Below are 15,268 nucleotides of genomic sequence, written 5' to 3'. Positions count from 1 at the left end.
TATGAAACTCGACAAACCTGGCCCGCACCATCCCGTGCGACACCCACTTCACATCCGGATCTTGCTGCCAAACAGGGTCAGTGTCTGGCGTTTGCCCGCTTTTTCCAGCACCACGCTGTCGGCGCTGATCCCAACCAGCCGGAATCCGTTGACCTGCTGGCCGACCCGGTAGCTTTGACCGTCGAGCACCGCCAGGGCGGGCCCGCTCCCCAGGATGACGCTCTGCAACCTGGGCAGACCGGCCTCCTTGGCGACACTCGCCGCCGAGCCGGATCCCGCCAGGGGCATGGTGGGATCCTGCAGCACCTCGGCCTGGGCCTGCAGCGCGAGCAGGCTCCCCCACAGGGCCAGCCAGCGCCAGGATGGGAAGGCAAAAATGCGGGATCCCGTCCCGCCGACATGCCGCTTAACCACGGATGAACTCCTTGCTGGTGCTGAGGGTGTAGATCTCCATCGCTACCGCCGCCTTGGGATGCTCGACCACCCGGTAGTCAAAGCCCTTCCAGTAGAAGTGGCGAGGCAGGGCTTCGAGCGCTTTCAGGTACTGGTAGACATCGAAATAGCCGCCCTCCAGCTGAAGCCGGATGCCGTGCCTGAACAGGTTCACCTTCTGCTCCCCGGCCATCAGCGGCTCGGGCTTGAGGGAGGTGAGCGCCAGCATATGCAGGTTGGCGGAGCGGGACAACAGGGCTTCCAGCACAGCGGGCATTTCGTGGGCGGGGATCAGATCCACCGTCTGAGCCAGCAGCTCGGCATCCATCTGGCGCAGGGACGTCTCGACGCCGGCGAGCTGCTCGCGTACCTGGGCATCGGGATCCCGCCCCAGCCTGGCCTGCTTGCCCTGGTTTTCCATGGTCAGGATCTCCAGATCCCGCTGCGCCGCAGCCAGGGCCTGCCGATCCTGGCCCAGCCGGGTGTCGGCGTCATCCAGCCAGCCATAGATGCCCATGGCCCCGAGCAGCACAACCCCGGTCAACAGAATGAGGATCCGCTCACGCAGGCTGAGGGCTGCGATCTGCTGCGCCCATCCCTGCCATTGTGCCTTCATGTCCATCAGGGAGTCTCCCGCGCTATGCCACTAAGCTGGAAGGCAAGCTGGCCCTCCTTGTCCCGACTCAGGGTGAGCTCGCCAAACTGCTTGCCCGCCAGGGAGGGGGTCTGCTTGAAGCGGTTCACCCAGGCGGGCACGTCCTGACTGCGTTCGGCCACGCCCGCGAGGTTGATGCGCCCGTCGCTTATTTCGATCCGTTGCAGGGAGAGACGGGGATCCCGCAGGCGGGCCAGGTCCGCCATCACCCCCGCATAGCCCTGGGATTTTTGCAGGGAGAGGTGGCCAAGCTGCTGCATCAGCGCCTGTTTCGCCCCCAGCTCTTCCCGCTTGTCGGCCAGTTGCCGCTGCAAGTCTGCATTCGCCAGATGGCGCGCCAGCTCCGCATCGAGACGCCTGGCCTCGCCGCGCTGCACGTCGAGCTGTGCCCGCACGCCAGCCAATTCACGATCGAGGCCCTGCTGTTGCCAGCCATAGAAGAGGGTGGCCCCCAGCAGCAGCACCAGGACGCCGCCCCAGACCAACGCCATCTGGGGCAGGCTGGCCCACAGACGTCTTGGCCGGAATTCGGCGCCATAGAGGTTGATATGGTGTTTCATCAGTCGCTCCTGCCCAGGGCCGCGCCATAGGCACTGAGGTATTCGACTCCTGCCAGTACCGCCTTGTTTGCCATGGCCGACACCGGGAAACCGAATGTCTGTTCCAGGTGACGCACCAGTACCCCCATGGCGGAGGAGGCGATGGCCAGTTGCAACTGGCCGGGCTCGGGCAGCTTGAGATGGCCAGCCAGATAATCGATGGATCGCTGGATCTCCAGCGCCAGCGCGTCGAGCTGGTCGGCATCTGGCTCTTGGCTGCCGGTGAGGCTCGCAAATCCGCGCAACTGGCGGGAGAAACAGAGTCCGCCCCGATGGAAGACCAGCAGTTGCAGCTCCTGCCCCCGGGGTTGCCAGAGCAGCATGCGCACCATCTGGTCCGCCTCGTAGAGGGCCGTCATGGCCAGCTCGTCACTGACGATGGCCTCCAGGGTCGCCGCGCCGTTGACCGCATCCGCCACCTGCTGCACCCGGCTCTTGGGCATGCAGACAACGTTGATGCGCGGACGCCCGGCAGGGGGCGTCGGCAGGTCCACATAATCCATGGCGAGCTGCAACACCGGCTCGTTGACGAAATCCTTGATGGCCCAGGGCAGGGCCCCCGCCATCTCGGCATCGGGGACGGCAGGCTTGTCGATCTGGATCTGCTGATAAAGGCTGGCCGCGAGGGCCACCCGCACCTTAGACTTGGCCAGACCGTGTCGGGAAAACAGCTCGGCCAGGGCCTTGGACCAGTCGTGGGGGCCGTTGACAGGCTGGCTGGCAAACACGGGAACGGGGTCCACGCAGGCCAGCAGAATGCGATCGCTGGCCAGCAGGATCCCGACCTGATGGCTGGAGGGAGAACGTCTGAACAGTGACTTCATCTGGATCTTCACCTGGCCGCGTAAAACGGACTAAACCTTAACATAAACAGGCTATTAGCCTCCAACTTTATGACAAACGACGCATCGACGACCACGCTGGCACCCACGGGAGACGATCCCATGGCCCCCCTTCAGCTCCCCTCCCCCCTGCACCGGATCCGGCATCCTCTGCTGGCAGCCCATGACGTCACGCTCTGGTGCAAGCGGGACGATCTGATCCACCCGACCCTCTCCGGCAACAAGTGGCGAAAGCTCAAATACCATCTGCAACAGGCACAGATGCTGGGCAAGGGCCACATCCTCTCCTTTGGCGGCGCCTACTCCAATCACATCCACGCCCTGGCCGCAGCAGGACTCAGACTGGGACTGCGCACCACGGGCATCATACGCGGTGAAGGGGATACCGTCAGCAATCCCACCCTGAAAGCGGCCAAAGGCTGGGGCATGGATCTCGTTTTTGTCGACCGCCAGGACTATCGCCGGCGCCAGGATCCCGAATGGCTTGCCCGGTTCGAGGATGACGACACCCTGCTGGTACCGGAAGGAGGCAGCAGCCCGCTGGCCATCCCCGGGGTGGCCGAGCTGGTCGACGAGGTGCCCTTCTCGCCGGATCTCTGGGTGCTGCCCTGCGCCAGCGGCGGCACCCTGGCGGGGCTCATCGCGGGCAAGCGGGCGCAGGAGCAGATCCTGGCCATCGCGGTGCTCAAGGGGGCCGACTTCATCACCGGCGAGGTATGCCGGTTGCATCCGGCGGCGGCCACCACCCCGGGCTGGCGCATTGCGCTGGATCACCACGACGGCGGCTATGCCAGGTTCAGTCCGGCACTCTGGCAATGGGTGCAGGCATTCAGTGCCGAAACCGGCTTGCCGCTGGAACCCATCTACAGTGGCAAGGCGATGTGGGGGCTGTTTCGCGAACTGGCGGCAGGCCGCATTGCACGCGGCAGCAAGATCATCTTCATCCACACCGGTGGCTTGCAGGGGCTGGCGGGCCTGCAGGAGCAGGGCCGCCTGTCACCCCGGCCGGGGCGCTAGTCAGGCAGGTTGAGGGGCTCGGGGTCGGCAAACCAGGGACCTTGACCGGCATGCACGCCCAGGTGTCGCAGCATCTTCCACTCGTCGCCACTCTCCACCCCCACCGCGATGACCCGGGCCTGGGTATTGGCACAGCCCCCCACCAGACTGCGTACCGCCATCTGGTTGACCTGGCGCAGGTGGATCTCCCGCACCAGGCTGGGGTGCAGCTTGAGGAAGTGGATCTCGAACTCCTTGATGTACTGGGTGCTCACCACGTCCTGGCCCGCATGATCGATGGCCAGCCTGCACCCCAGCATGCGCATCGCCCGAAGCGGCCGCTTGAGGGCTTCGTAGTGGCGGGTCACCTGGGACTCCGACAACTGCAGGATCAACCCCTCGTTGGTACTGCGCGGCAACTGGAACAGCTCGAAGAAGAGCTCGCGCTGGAACTCGCGGGTGAGCAGGTTCTGGGCGCACAGAGAGAGGCTGATAGGGCAGCTCGATGCCGGTCGCTGGCGCAGCAGTCGCAAGGCTCGGGCCACCACCAGTCTGTCCAGCGGCAGCAACAGACCGGCCTTCTCCGCCATGGGCATGAAGACCCCCGCCTGCAGCTCCCGGCCCTGCTCGTCGTGAAGGCGGATGAGCAGCTCCTGCTGCAACACCACCTGATCCCGCTCCTGCTGCACAGGCTGGACGTAGAAGTCGATGCCCTGCTCCTCGATGCGACGGCTGATCAGGGTGCGCCAGCGCACCGTTCCCTTGCTGCTCGCTTCCTCGTTGAGGGATTTCTCGAACAGGAACCAGCCGCTGTGTCCTTGCAGGCGCGCGCTCTTGAGCGCCAGCTCCGCTTCTTCCTGCACCTTGAGCAGGGAATCCTGTGCCTGATAGCAGACCGCACCGAGATAGACGGCGGTGTCGGCATTGACCGCTTCGGGCCAGTGCAGTCGTTGCAGACTCTTGAGCAATTGGCTGGCACCGTCCACCATCTCGCTCTCTGACATGTTTGGCAGCAGCACGGCAAAGACCTGACCGGCATAGCGCGCCTGCAAGGCTCCGCTGTGCTTGCGCACGAAGGCGGCGATGGTGGCGCTCGCCTCCATCAGGAGTTCCTGGCTCGGGCGCCCGCTCAGCTCGGGATCCAGCTCCTCCAGACCGGCCAGCTCGATCAGCAGCACGCCGCCGCTGATCACGCTTGCCTCCATGATGGCGCTCTCCAGCCGATTGTCGAAGAAGAGGCGGTTGCCGATGCCCGTCGTCTTGTCGACGAAGGCGTTGCTGCGGATGAAGTTGTCGAAGCGGCTGCGCTCCTTGCGGGCGTCGGCCAGCTCGGTCAGCAGATGGGTGAGGGCCTGACTGGCCGAAACAGGCCACTCCTCGGCAGGGTCATGGGCCAGCTTGGTCAGCTTGCCATCCAGGATCAGCTGGGCACGCTCCGCCAGCAGCTCGGCACCGCGCAACTGCTGACGCAGCCAGCGGATGGAGTACCAGAGCCCGAACACCACGATGAAGATACCCAGAGAGATGCCGAACATCGCCTTCATGGAGTACTCGAACTCCTTGAACGGCCTGTCCAGCTTGAAGTCGGCCCGCATCCCGGCCTGATTGGGGATCGCCTCGCTGTAGGCGATCAGCAGGCTCTCGTCCGTCTGCTGCTGCACATCGCGAAACCAGTAGACCCGCTGCTTGTCCTGACGGATCTCCAGCTCCACCACATGGGAGGCCCGCAACAGGGAGGGCAGCCAGCGGGCAAGGGCTTGCTGGTCATCGGTCACCCCGAGCTGCTTGTCGATGATCTCCACCAGGGAGTCGACCCGGTTCTGCTGCAGCTCCATTCCCATCTGGCGGAAACTGAAGACCCCGCCGAGCATCACCATGGCCATGGCCGAGATCACGCACAGCGTAATAAAAGAGACGAGTTGAGTGGTCAGTTTCATGTGCCTTTCCGTAGCCGACAGCATCCATAGGGCATCATGGTATCAGCCCAGACCAAACGCCGCCTATGGATGAAGATCCCGCTTCTGCAAATAAGCGGGCGGATGCGTCATGCGGCGCCGTTGTGCGGGCCGCACAAGAGGCATCAAGGGAGAGAACGAGGGGACACAGGCTGAGGAGCGGACAGAAAAATGGTCCCACAACGGGGACCAAAAGAAACACTCATATCAAAACTAACACTCTGTGCTACTGACAAAAATAGATACAGGAGTATTGAACACACGGTGAGTCAAACCGCACCGCTACTTTAGCCACTTCAGATAAGCTGGACAATTGTCATTTATGACAGGTCAGCGATTGAATCTTGTTCAGGTTTGTAGCCATATCCTTTATTTATCAATTAATTATCGTTTTTGTTCCAAGTGTGACCAACTTGGCTCAAATCGATGCAGCTAATGCTATGATGCTTGAGTCTCAATCGAGTTGTTTCATTTCAGGGAAGAAGGGTGCTCACCATGTCTGCACGATCTCCGTTATGGATTCCTCTGGGCCTCTTCTGTTTGCCCCCGCTGCTGTTGCTGTTGCTCACCCCCCTGTTGAGCGACAAGCTGGCTCACCACCTGTTGCAGACAAAGGAAAGGGCTCTGCTCGACTACCAGCAGGAGCGCAACCAGCTCCTGGATCACGATGTCCCCGCTCAACTCGCCCACTTTGCCTTCGATTGCGGCCCCAAAGACATGGCGCTGCTGCGCTCACCCCAGTATTACAACCGCCATATTCGCCTGGCCGGCCTGCAGCTTGCCAACGGGAGCGGCTGCTCCACCCTGGGCCCCGCCCTGCCCCAGCTTGCCGACGCCGGCATACCGGTCTCCCCCGACTTTCATATATCCAGCACGGCCCCCATGTTCGATACCGAACGCGAAACCCTGGTCTATGCGAGACGCAACGGCAATCTGGCCTATTGGGTGCTCGACAGCAGCTGGAGCCATGAGCTGCTGCGTACCCCCTGCAACGACTGTTTCTATCTGGAGTTCAACCATAAGCACCCGGCCCAGTTCGGGCTCTTTTTCCCCCGTGGCAACAAGCACATTCGAGAAGAGACAAACCCGATGCGGCTACTCAGTTTCGATCCCCAGCATCAGGTGGAACAGACCCTCTGGGCTGGCGAGGCACTGAAACGCTACGCCCGCTCACAGATACACCGCGATGGCCTCTGGTCGGCCGGGGCGCTGGGGGCGCTGCTGGCGGCCCTCTACTGGGGCCTTAGAAACTACCGGCGATCCCTCAAAGGATTGCTGCAAAGAGGGCTGGCTCGGCGGGAGTTCATCCCCTTCTATCAGCCCATAGTGGACAGCAGAAACCGAAGGGTAGTGGGATTCGAGGCCTTGCTGCGCTGGCAGCGAGGACGGGATCTGGTGTCGCCAGGCACCTTCATCGCCTATGCGGAAGAGCAGGGGCTCATCCTGCCGATGACGGATCAACTGCTGGAGCGCATCCTGGCGGATCTCCCCGTCCTGGCCCCGCATCAGTGGGTCAGCGTCAATCTGGTGGCGGGCCATATCGAGCAACCTCGTCTGCGCACCCAGTTGCAGCGCCATGGCTGGCCCTCGCCGGCCCGCCTCACCTTCGAACTCACCGAGCGGGATCCCATCAAGCACATCCAGGGGGCCATGGCGGAGATCGCAGCTCTGCAGGAGAGGGGCTATCACTTCAAGCTGGATGACTTCGGCACCGGCTATGGCGGCTTTGCCTACTTGCAACGGCTCGGCATTCGCCAGATCAAGATCGACAAGATGTTCGTGGATACCATAGGCACGGACGACCTCAAGCGCAGCGTGCTGGATGCCACCATCGCTTTCGGCCTCAAATCGGGCATGGAGATGATCGCCGAAGGGGTCGAAACCCAGGAGCAGGTGGATTATCTGCATCGCCACGGAGTCCACCTGATCCAGGGCTACGTCTATGCCAAGCCCATGCCCCTGAGCAAACTGAAGATCTGGCTGATGGCATGGCAAGAGGGCGAGACAACCAGCCCCTCCGACCCGCACTGAGGCGGTATCTGCCCCGCCTCTCACCCTCTGCAACAAAATGATGCTCCGCATGAGGAGCATCTCCCCTTATCATGGGTCTGTGCACCTTGGGTGCACCAAGTCGCTCCATACCCCGTCGGCCGAGGCCGCCCCGAGATGAGAACCACTGCCTATGAAGTCTTTTATCCGACAAGAGATTGCTCTGCCTGCCGGTCTGCTGACCCTGCTCTTCTTCAAAACCCTGGGGAGCGACCTGCTGGCAGAGACAACCCCCCTTGCGGTCTACCTGCCGGTGTCGCTGGCCCTGCTTGCCATCGTGACCTGGGCCATCTTCTCCGTCGTGCGTCACTCTGACGCCCTCGCCATCAAGCTCGGGGAACCCTTCGGTACCCTGATCCTGACCCTCTCGGTCATCTCCCTGGAAGTGGTGATGATCTCCTCCGTCATGCTGACCGGCGATCCCAATCCCACCATGGCCCGGGACACCATGTTCGCGGTGGTGATGCTGGTCACCAACGGTCTGGTGGGCTTCACCCTGCTGTTTGGCGGCTGGCGCTATCACACCCAGAACTTCAATCTGGACGGGGTCAAATCCTATCTGGTGGCCATCATTCCCCTGGCACTGCTCTGTCTGGTCCTGCCGAACTTCACCCAGGGCGGCACTCTGGGCAGCCTCTCCAAGGCCATGTCATGGATGCTGATCATCATCTCCATCCTGCTCTATGGTGTCTTCCTGCTGATCCAGACCCGCAGCCACAGCCACTTCTTCGTCGACAGCGATCACGAAGATCTCGAGGATCACCACGGCCCGCTGCAGAGCAACGTCTATCACACCCTCTTGCTGCTCGCCTACCTGGTGGTGGTGATCCTGCTGGCCAAGACCCTGGCCATCCCCATCAACTACGGGGTGCACGTGATGGAAGCCCCGATGGCGCTGGGTGGTTTCATCGTCGCCTGTATCGTACTGGCCCCCGAAGCGGTCGGCGCCATCAAGGCGGCCTTCAACAACCAGTTGCAGCGGGCCATGAATCTCTACTTCGGCTCCGTGCTGGCCACCATCGCCCTCACGGTACCCTCCGTGCTCTTCATCGGCTCCCTGATGGGGCAGGAAGTGCGCCTGGGCCTCTCCCCTGCCGACATGGTGCTGCTCATCACCACCCTCATGGTCTGTAAAGTGACCTTCAGCAGCGGCCGCACCCACGCCCTGCACGGCGCCACCCATCTTGTGCTGTTTGTCGTTTACCTGTTCCTGATGTTTGAACACGGATAAGGCTGCCAGCACTCACCCCAGTGCTGTTCGTGGTTTATCTGTTCCGGATGTTTGAACACGGATAAAGCCGCCGCCTCTGTCTGCTGCCACTCTGCGCTGCCCGCTTCCGATGGCCAAGCACAGGAGCGGCGCCCAAAGCCCAGAAATGAAAAGACCGCCCCATGGGCGGTCTTATTTATGGTTTGCTCAGGCTCCAATTCAGAGGCTGGGCAGGGTCCCGGCCGGGATCAGGTCGTTGTAGCTGGCACGGCCCAGCAGGGCGGCGGCCGCCTCGATGTCCGGTGCAAAGTACCTGTCCTTGTCATAGAAGCTGACCTCTTCCCGCAGACGGCCCTTGGCCAGCTCGATGAGCTCGGTGGAGCGCAGGGGAGCGCGGAAGTCGAGCCCCTGGGCCGCTGCCAGCAGTTCCACCGCCAGGATGCCACGGGTGTTCTCGGCCATGTCCGCCAGCCGGCGACCGGCGAAGGTGGCCATGGAGACGTGGTCCTCCTGGTTGGCCGAGGTGGGCAGGCTGTCCACCGAGGCCGGATGGGCCAGGGTCTTGTTCTCGGAGGCCAGGGCCGCCGAAGTGACCTGGGCGATCATGAAACCGGAGTTCACCCCGCCGTTGTTCACCAGGAAGGCCGGCAGGCCGGACATGCGCGAGTCGATGAGCAGCGCCATGCGCCGCTCGGACAGCGACCCGATCTCGGCGATGGCCAGGGCCAGGTTGTCGGCGGCAAAGGCCACGGGTTCTGCGTGGAAGTTGCCGCCGGAGATGATCTCCTCATCCTCGGCAAACACCAGGGGGTTGTCGGAGACCGCGTTCGCCTCGCACACCAGCACCTCGGCGGCCTGACGGATCTGGGTCAGGCAGGCACCCATCACCTGGGGCTGGCAGCGCAGGGAGTAAGGATCCTGCACCTTCTCGCAGTTGTGGTGGGACATGCCGATCTCGCTGCCGTCCACCAGCAGGTGGCGGTAGCAGGCGGCCGCATCGATCTGGCCGCGCTGACCGCGCACCTCGTGGATGCGGGCATCGAACGGCCGGCGGCTGCCCAGCGCCGCTTCAACGCTCATGGCACCGATGGTGATGGCGCCGGCGTAGAGATCCTCGGCATGGAACAGCCCTTCCAGCGCGAAGGCGGTGCTCGCCTGGGTGCCGTTGAGCAGGGCCAGCCCCTCTTTCGGCGCCAGGGCGATGGGCTCCAGCCCGGCAATCTTCAGGGCAGTGGCGGCGTCGATCAGTTCGCCCTTGTGACGGGCCTTGCCTTCACCGATCAGCAGGCAGCTCATGTGGGCCAGGGGCGCCAGATCGCCGGAGGCGCCGACAGAGCCCTTCTTCGGCACCACGGGGTAGACCTCGGCGTTGATGAGGGTCATCAGGGCCTCGAGCACCGTCAGCCGGATGCCGGAGAAGCCACGGGCGAGCGAGTTGACCTTGAGCACCATCATCAACCGCACGGTGGCGTCATCCATGTACTCGCCAATCCCTGCCGCATGGGAGAGCACGATGGAACGCTGCAGCTCGTCCAGCTGCTCCACCGGGATCCGGGTATTGGCCAGCAGGCCAAAGCCGGTGTTGATGCCATAGACCACCCGGTTTTGCTCGATCACCTTGGTGACCACGGCGGCGGAGGCGTGGATCCCCGCCAGGGCAGCCGGATCCAGGCTGACGTGTACCGGCTCGCGGCTGACACGGCGCAGGGTGGCGAGGCAGAGTTTGCCCGGTTGCAGATTGAGTTCGAACATCTTATTTCACCCCTTTGCCGGTGGCGTCGATCATCGGCAGATCCAGTTTCGCCTCATGGGCACAGTTGATGGCAATCTCATAGCCGGCGTCGGCGTGACGCATCACCCCGGTGGCCGGGTCGTTGCGCAGCACGCGGCCGACCCGCTTGGCGGCATCGTCGGTGCCGTCACAGACGATCACCACGCCGGAGTGCTGGGAGAAGCCCATGCCGACCCCGCCACCGTGGTGCAGGGAAACCCAGGTCGCGCCGCCGGCTGTGTTGAGCAGGGCGTTGAGCAGCGGCCAGTCGGAAACGGCGTCGGAACCATCCATCATGGATTCGGTCTCGCGGTTCGGGCTCGCCACCGAGCCGGAGTCAAGGTGGTCACGGCCGATGACGACCGGAGCCTTCAGCTCGCCATTCTTCACCATCTCGTTGAAGGCCAGGCCCAGGCGCACCCGATCCTTGACACCGACCCAGCAGATCCGCGCCGGCAGGCCCTGGAAGGCGATGCGCTCGCGGGCCATGTCGAGCCAGTTGTGCAGGTGGGGATCGTCCGGGATCAGCTCTTTCACTTTCTGATCTGTCTTGTAGATGTCTTCCGGGTCGCCGGAGAGCGCCACCCAGCGGAACGGGCCAATACCCTCGCAGAACAGCGGGCGGATGTAGGCCGGCACGAAGCCCGGGAAGTCGAAGGCATTCTTGACCCCCTCTTCCAGCGCCATCTGGCGGATGTTGTTGCCGTAATCGAGCGTGGCGGCGCCGCGGGATTGCAGGGTCAGCATGGCTTCGACCTGACGGGCCATGGAGCGGCGAGCCGCCACGTTGACCTCATCCGGTGCGCTCTTTTGCAGATCGCGCCATTGGGCCACGCTCCAGCCCTGGGGCAGGTAGCCGTGTACCGGGTCATGGGCGGAGGTCTGGTCGGTCACCACGTCCGGCGTGATGCCGCGAGCCACCAGCTCGGCGAAGACGTCGGCGGCGTTGCCGAGCAGGCCGACGGAGACGGCGGTACCGCTGCGTTTGGCCTCCTCGACCATGGCCAGCGCCTCATCCAGGCTGTGGGCCTTCTTGTCGACGTAGCGGGTACGCAGACGGAAATCGATACGGGTCTCGTCGCACTCCACGGCGATCATGGAGAAACCGGCCATGGTGGCGGCCAGGGGCTGGGCGCCGCCCATGCCGCCGAGCCCGCCGGTCAGGATCCATCGCCCCTTGGGCTCGCCGTTGAAGTGCTGGTTGGCCACCGCGAAGAAGGTTTCGTAGGTGCCCTGCACGATGCCCTGGGTGCCGATGTAGATCCAGGAGCCGGCGGTCATCTGGCCGTACATCATCAGACCCTTCTTGTCGAGCTCGTTGAAGTGCTCCCAGTTGGCCCAGTGGGGCACCAGGTTGGAGTTGGCGATGAGCACCCGCGGCGCATCCTTGTGGGTCTGGAACACCCCGACCGGCTTGCCGGATTGCACCAGCAGGGTCTGATCGTCCTCGAGCCGGGTCAGCACCTCGACGATCTTGTCATAGCAGGCCCAGTTGCGGGCGGCGCGGCCGATGCCGCCGTACACCACCAGGGACTGGGGATGCTCGGCAACATCCGGATCCAGGTTGTTCATCAGCATCCGCAGTGGCGCTTCGGTGAGCCAGCTCTTGGCGGTCAGCTGGGTGCCGTGGGGAGCACGGATCACGCGGCTCGGATCGTGGCGGGGATCCTGGTGTTGTACAGACATAGACACTCCTTGTTTAGCGATGTAGTCAGGCGGCGCGGTGCGCCACTACTTGGTCAACTGGTGAACCAGGCGCGCGGCCACGCGGGCACTGCGGTTGTCCTGATCCAGGTTCGGGTTGTACTCGGCCAGATCGGCGAGCCTGAGCTTGCCGCTGGCCCGGATATGGGCGATAAGCGGTTCGATGACCGCCAGCTCCACGCCGCGAGCGGCGGGAGCGCTCACTCCCGGCATCACCGCCGCCGGCAGCACGTCGAGATCGATGGTGAGATAGAGGTGGTCGCAACGGGCGATGAAGGCATCCAGCCCGCCTAGCAAGGCTGGCAGTTCGGTCGGCGTCATCGCTTCGTCCAGCACGTGCCAGACTCCCAGCGCCTCGGCGCGGGCAAAGAGCGCCGCGGTATTGGCGGTTTCGGCCACCCCGAGACAGGCATAGTGAAAGGGGGTGCCCTGGGCAGCACACTGCTCGGCAATCTGGAAGAAGGGGGTGCCCGAGCTCGCCTGCTCCTGTTTCATGCGCAGATCGAAGTGGGCGTCGAAATTGATGATCCCGACCCGCCCTTCGCCGCCAAGATGACGGTTCAGGCCGCTCCAGCTGCCAAACGCCACCTCGTGGCCGCCTCCCAGCACCAGGGGGAAGTGTCCCTGATCCAGCGCACTCGCCACCCGTTCGGCCAAGCGCCCGTGGGCGGCATCGAGATCGCCGTCCTCACAGGCCAGATCCCCGCCGTCATAGACGGGGGCGCCCAGATGCCAGGCCGTGTTGGCCAGCAGCTTGCGCACCGCCAGCGGTGCACCGGCCGCGCCGACCCGCCCCTTGTTGCGGCGGACCCCTTCGTCACAGGCAAAGCCGAGCAGCACCACGCCGGGTTCGCGATTCCCCTGCCAGGGTTGCACCCTATCGTGCCAGCGCAGGGCCAGCTCGCCGTCTTCGGGATCCTGACGCCCCTGCCAGACCGACATGTCGATCCCGTTGAACTTATCCATGAAGGGTTTCCTCCCCGTTGACCACACGGCTCACCAGCTGATCGACGCCGATGAGGTAGCTGAACTCGGCCGGATGGCCGCAGTTCCAGACAAGGAAATCCGCCAGCATGCCGACCTTGAGCTGCCCCAGCCGTTCCTGCTCGCCGAGCGCCCTGGCGGCGTGGCGGGTCACCCCGGCCATGGCCTCCACCGGGGTCAGGCCAAACAGGGTGCAGGCCATGTTCATGGCCATGCGCAGGGAGACGATGGGGGCCGTGCCCGGGTTGATGTCGGAAGAGACAGCCATGGGTACCCCCGCCTTGCGCAAGGCGGCGACCGGGGGCAGCTTGGTCTCCTTGAGGAAATAGAAAGCGGTGGGCAGCAGGGTGGCGACCACGCCACGGTGGGCTAGCGCCTGGATCCCGTCCTGATCCAGATATTCCAGATGATCCACCGAGAGGGCACCGAAGTGAGCGGCGAGCGTGCTGCCCCCCAGGTTGGAGAGCTGATCCATGTGCCCTTTCACCGCGAGGTTGTACTGATCCGCCGCCAGATAAACCTGCTCGGTCTGGGCAAGGGAGAAGCCGATGTGCTCGCAGAAGACATCCACCGCATCCGCGAGACCTGCCTCGGCCGCCGCCGGGATGATCTCCTGGCAGATGGTCTCGACCCAGGAGTCGGGATCGTCGCGATACTCCGGCGGCACCGCATGGGCCGCCAGCAGCGTGGTCTTGACCCGGATGGGCTGCGTCTCTCCCAGACGACGGGCCACCCGCAACATCTTGAGCTCGTCTTCCAGGGTGAGGCCGTAGCCGGACTTGATTTCGACTGTGGTGACCCCTTCCCGGATCAGGGACTTGATCCGCGGCAACGCCAGCTCATAGAGCCGCTCCTCGCTGGCTGCCCGGGTGGCGCGCACCGTGCTGATGATACCGCCCCCCTTGCGGGCAATCTCCGCATAGGGGACTCCCTTCTGGCGAAGTTCGAACTCTTCGGCGCGGCTGCCGGCGAAGATGAGGTGGGTGTGACAATCGATGAGACCGGGGGTGACCAGCTTCCCCTTCATGTCCTGCCAGGAGGCGGCATAGGGGCCCTTGAGATCCTGCATGGGGACCAGAGCGTGGATCTTGCCATCCCGCACGCCAAGGGCATGGGGCTCCAGCAGGCCGTAGTCCGCCAGATCGGGGCGCAGGGTGGCGGGTGTCACGTTGAGCCAGACCCGCTCGCAGTTCAACAGTTCCTTGTTCATACCGACCTCTAAATGTATATACAATAATTTATAGCCGATCTCTGAAAAGAAAGAAAGGATCAAGTTCACATCTTGATAACAGCGGCTTTATTAGAGTGTAAGCACAAAAAAGCCCACCGAGAGGTGGGCTTTTAAATGCTTAATATGTATATACAATCATGCGAGACGCGTCTTGGAGCTCAGCTTGTAGCGGGAACCCGGCGACAACAATCTGGCATAGGAGACCAGAAAGCCGTCTGACCAGGTGCGCCGGTGCAGCAGTAGGCAGGGGGTGTCGACCCTCACTTGCAGCAGTCCGGCTTCACCAGCACTCGGCAACACGGCTTCTACCACGTGCTCCATCTCGGAGAGGGGGCAGATCTCCATCAGATAGCTGTTTGGCGTCTGCTGGGTGAAATCCTGCTCGCCATAGCCGGGCAGTCGCTCGGCATCGACAAAGCGCTCCTCCAGTTGCAGCGGCTCCCCATCGGCCTGATGAACGATGAGGCTGTGAAAGGTGGGCGCCCCGACCCGCAGGCCCAGACGCACCGCCACTTTCTCGTCGGCGGCCTGACGTTGCAGCCGGATCACCCGCGCGCTGTACTCGCTGCCCCGCTCGGCGATCTCGTCTGCAATATTGCGAATCGCCAGGAGCGGCGACTCGGTACGCCTGTCGGCCACGAAACTGCCGGATCCGGCGGTGCGCACCAGCCAGCCTTCGGCCACCAGCTCACGCAGCGCCTTGTTCACCGTCATGCGGCTCACGGCAAACTGCTCGCACAGGGCGGCCTCGGTCGGGATCCGGTCGCCCGCCTGATAGTGGCGTTCGCGGATCCCGTCCAGGATGTGCTGCTTTATCTGAAGGTAGAGCGCAGGAGCCAC

The 15,268-nt window shown here is 63.6% G+C and carries 13 protein-coding genes; 3 read left to right on the top strand and 10 right to left on the bottom strand.

What is annotated here, in order from left to right; genetic code table 11:
- Positions 1-48: 48 nt before the first annotated feature.
- The 4 genes from AB5Y89_RS13640 to AB5Y89_RS13625 are packed head-to-tail and all read right to left on the bottom strand — an operon-like array spanning position 49 to position 2,510.
- Positions 49-351, bottom strand: coding sequence for an MSHA biogenesis protein MshK (locus tag AB5Y89_RS13640; RefSeq protein ID WP_029313533.1), 303 nt, complete (start codon positions 349-351; stop codon positions 49-51).
- 55 nt (positions 352-406) lie between these two features.
- On the bottom strand, positions 407-1,054 hold the full coding sequence (locus tag AB5Y89_RS13635) for an MSHA biogenesis protein MshJ (protein ID WP_368223972.1): 648 nt from the start codon (positions 1,052-1,054) through the stop codon (positions 407-409).
- A complete protein-coding gene (locus AB5Y89_RS13630; protein WP_010672617.1) occupies positions 1,054-1,647 on the bottom strand; it encodes a PilN domain-containing protein in 594 nt (197 codons plus the stop codon). The genes AB5Y89_RS13635 and AB5Y89_RS13630 overlap by 1 nt, the downstream gene beginning before the upstream one ends.
- Positions 1,647-2,510, bottom strand: a complete 864-nt coding sequence (locus tag AB5Y89_RS13625) for an MSHA biogenesis protein MshI (protein WP_128312908.1) — start codon at positions 2,508-2,510, stop codon at positions 1,647-1,649. Before AB5Y89_RS13625 ends, AB5Y89_RS13630 begins: the two co-directional genes overlap by 1 nt.
- Before the next feature lie 120 nt (positions 2,511-2,630).
- Between AB5Y89_RS13625 and AB5Y89_RS13620 the strand changes: the two genes are divergently transcribed.
- Positions 2,631-3,545, top strand: coding sequence for a 1-aminocyclopropane-1-carboxylate deaminase/D-cysteine desulfhydrase (locus AB5Y89_RS13620; RefSeq protein ID WP_050498262.1), 915 nt, complete (start codon positions 2,631-2,633; stop codon positions 3,543-3,545).
- Here the strand turns inward: AB5Y89_RS13620 and AB5Y89_RS13615 are convergent.
- Positions 3,542-5,461, bottom strand: coding sequence for an EAL domain-containing protein (locus AB5Y89_RS13615; protein ID WP_010672614.1), 1,920 nt, complete (start codon positions 5,459-5,461; stop codon positions 3,542-3,544). The genes AB5Y89_RS13620 and AB5Y89_RS13615 overlap by 4 nt on opposite strands.
- A gap of 513 nt (positions 5,462-5,974) precedes the next feature.
- Here AB5Y89_RS13615 and AB5Y89_RS13610 point away from each other — a divergent pair.
- Both AB5Y89_RS13610 and AB5Y89_RS13605 read left to right on the top strand, forming a co-directional pair.
- Positions 5,975-7,510 (top strand): EAL domain-containing protein, encoded by a 1,536-nt coding sequence (locus AB5Y89_RS13610; RefSeq protein ID WP_368223971.1) that lies wholly within the window; start codon positions 5,975-5,977, stop codon positions 7,508-7,510.
- Between the two features lie 151 nt (positions 7,511-7,661).
- The gene (locus AB5Y89_RS13605) at positions 7,662-8,759 is read left to right on the top strand and encodes a calcium:proton antiporter (protein WP_010672612.1); all 1,098 of its coding nucleotides are present in this window, start codon (positions 7,662-7,664) and stop codon (positions 8,757-8,759) included.
- 198 nt (positions 8,760-8,957) lie between these two features.
- On the opposite strand, the gene hutH is transcribed toward AB5Y89_RS13605, so the two are convergent.
- The 5 genes from hutH to hutC form a co-directional block, all read right to left on the bottom strand.
- Positions 8,958-10,490 carry a histidine ammonia-lyase gene (gene hutH / locus AB5Y89_RS13600; protein ID WP_010672611.1) on the bottom strand — a complete coding sequence of 511 codons (1,533 nt, stop codon included), beginning with the start codon at positions 10,488-10,490 and terminating at the stop codon, positions 8,958-8,960.
- Between the two features lies 1 nt (position 10,491).
- The gene (gene hutU, locus AB5Y89_RS13595) at positions 10,492-12,195 is read right to left on the bottom strand and encodes a urocanate hydratase (RefSeq protein WP_104455120.1); all 1,704 of its coding nucleotides are present in this window, start codon (positions 12,193-12,195) and stop codon (positions 10,492-10,494) included.
- A gap of 45 nt (positions 12,196-12,240) precedes the next feature.
- A complete protein-coding gene (hutG, locus tag AB5Y89_RS13590; RefSeq protein ID WP_048208866.1) occupies positions 12,241-13,179 on the bottom strand; it encodes a formimidoylglutamase in 939 nt (312 codons plus the stop codon).
- The gene (gene hutI, locus AB5Y89_RS13585; protein WP_323955373.1) at positions 13,172-14,407 is read right to left on the bottom strand and encodes an imidazolonepropionase; all 1,236 of its coding nucleotides are present in this window, start codon (positions 14,405-14,407) and stop codon (positions 13,172-13,174) included. The genes hutG and hutI overlap by 8 nt, the downstream gene beginning before the upstream one ends.
- Positions 14,408-14,563: 156 nt before the next feature.
- Positions 14,564-15,268, bottom strand: a complete 705-nt coding sequence (hutC, locus tag AB5Y89_RS13580; RefSeq protein ID WP_010672607.1) for a histidine utilization repressor — start codon at positions 15,266-15,268, stop codon at positions 14,564-14,566.

It is taken from the genome of Aeromonas sp. s4 (assembly GCF_040907855.1).
Classification (GTDB): domain Bacteria; phylum Pseudomonadota; class Gammaproteobacteria; order Enterobacterales; family Aeromonadaceae; genus Aeromonas; species Aeromonas caviae.
Note: the sequence above shows the minus strand (reverse complement) of the source record. Positions and strands in the feature narration are given on the sequence as shown.

Coding starts and splice junctions, on each gene's coding strand:
- AB5Y89_RS13635 (WP_368223972.1), bottom strand. CDS start 1,054: ATGGACATGAAGGCACAATGGCAGGGATGGGCGCAGCAGATCGCAGCC.
- AB5Y89_RS13630 (WP_010672617.1), bottom strand. CDS start 1,647: ATGAAACACCATATCAACCTCTATGGCGCCGAATTCCGGCCAAGACGT.
- AB5Y89_RS13625 (WP_128312908.1), bottom strand. CDS start 2,510: ATGAAGTCACTGTTCAGACGTTCTCCCTCCAGCCATCAGGTCGGGATC.
- AB5Y89_RS13620 (WP_050498262.1), top strand. CDS start 2,631: ATGGCCCCCCTTCAGCTCCCCTCCCCCCTGCACCGGATCCGGCATCCT.
- AB5Y89_RS13615 (WP_010672614.1), bottom strand. CDS start 5,461: ATGAAACTGACCACTCAACTCGTCTCTTTTATTACGCTGTGCGTGATC.
- AB5Y89_RS13610 (WP_368223971.1), top strand. CDS start 5,975: ATGTCTGCACGATCTCCGTTATGGATTCCTCTGGGCCTCTTCTGTTTG.
- AB5Y89_RS13605 (WP_010672612.1), top strand. CDS start 7,662: ATGAAGTCTTTTATCCGACAAGAGATTGCTCTGCCTGCCGGTCTGCTG.
- hutH (WP_010672611.1), bottom strand. CDS start 10,490: ATGTTCGAACTCAATCTGCAACCGGGCAAACTCTGCCTCGCCACCCTG.
- hutU (WP_104455120.1), bottom strand. CDS start 12,195: ATGTCTGTACAACACCAGGATCCCCGCCACGATCCGAGCCGCGTGATC.
- hutG (WP_048208866.1), bottom strand. CDS start 13,179: ATGGATAAGTTCAACGGGATCGACATGTCGGTCTGGCAGGGGCGTCAG.
- hutI (WP_323955373.1), bottom strand. CDS start 14,407: ATGAACAAGGAACTGTTGAACTGCGAGCGGGTCTGGCTCAACGTGACA.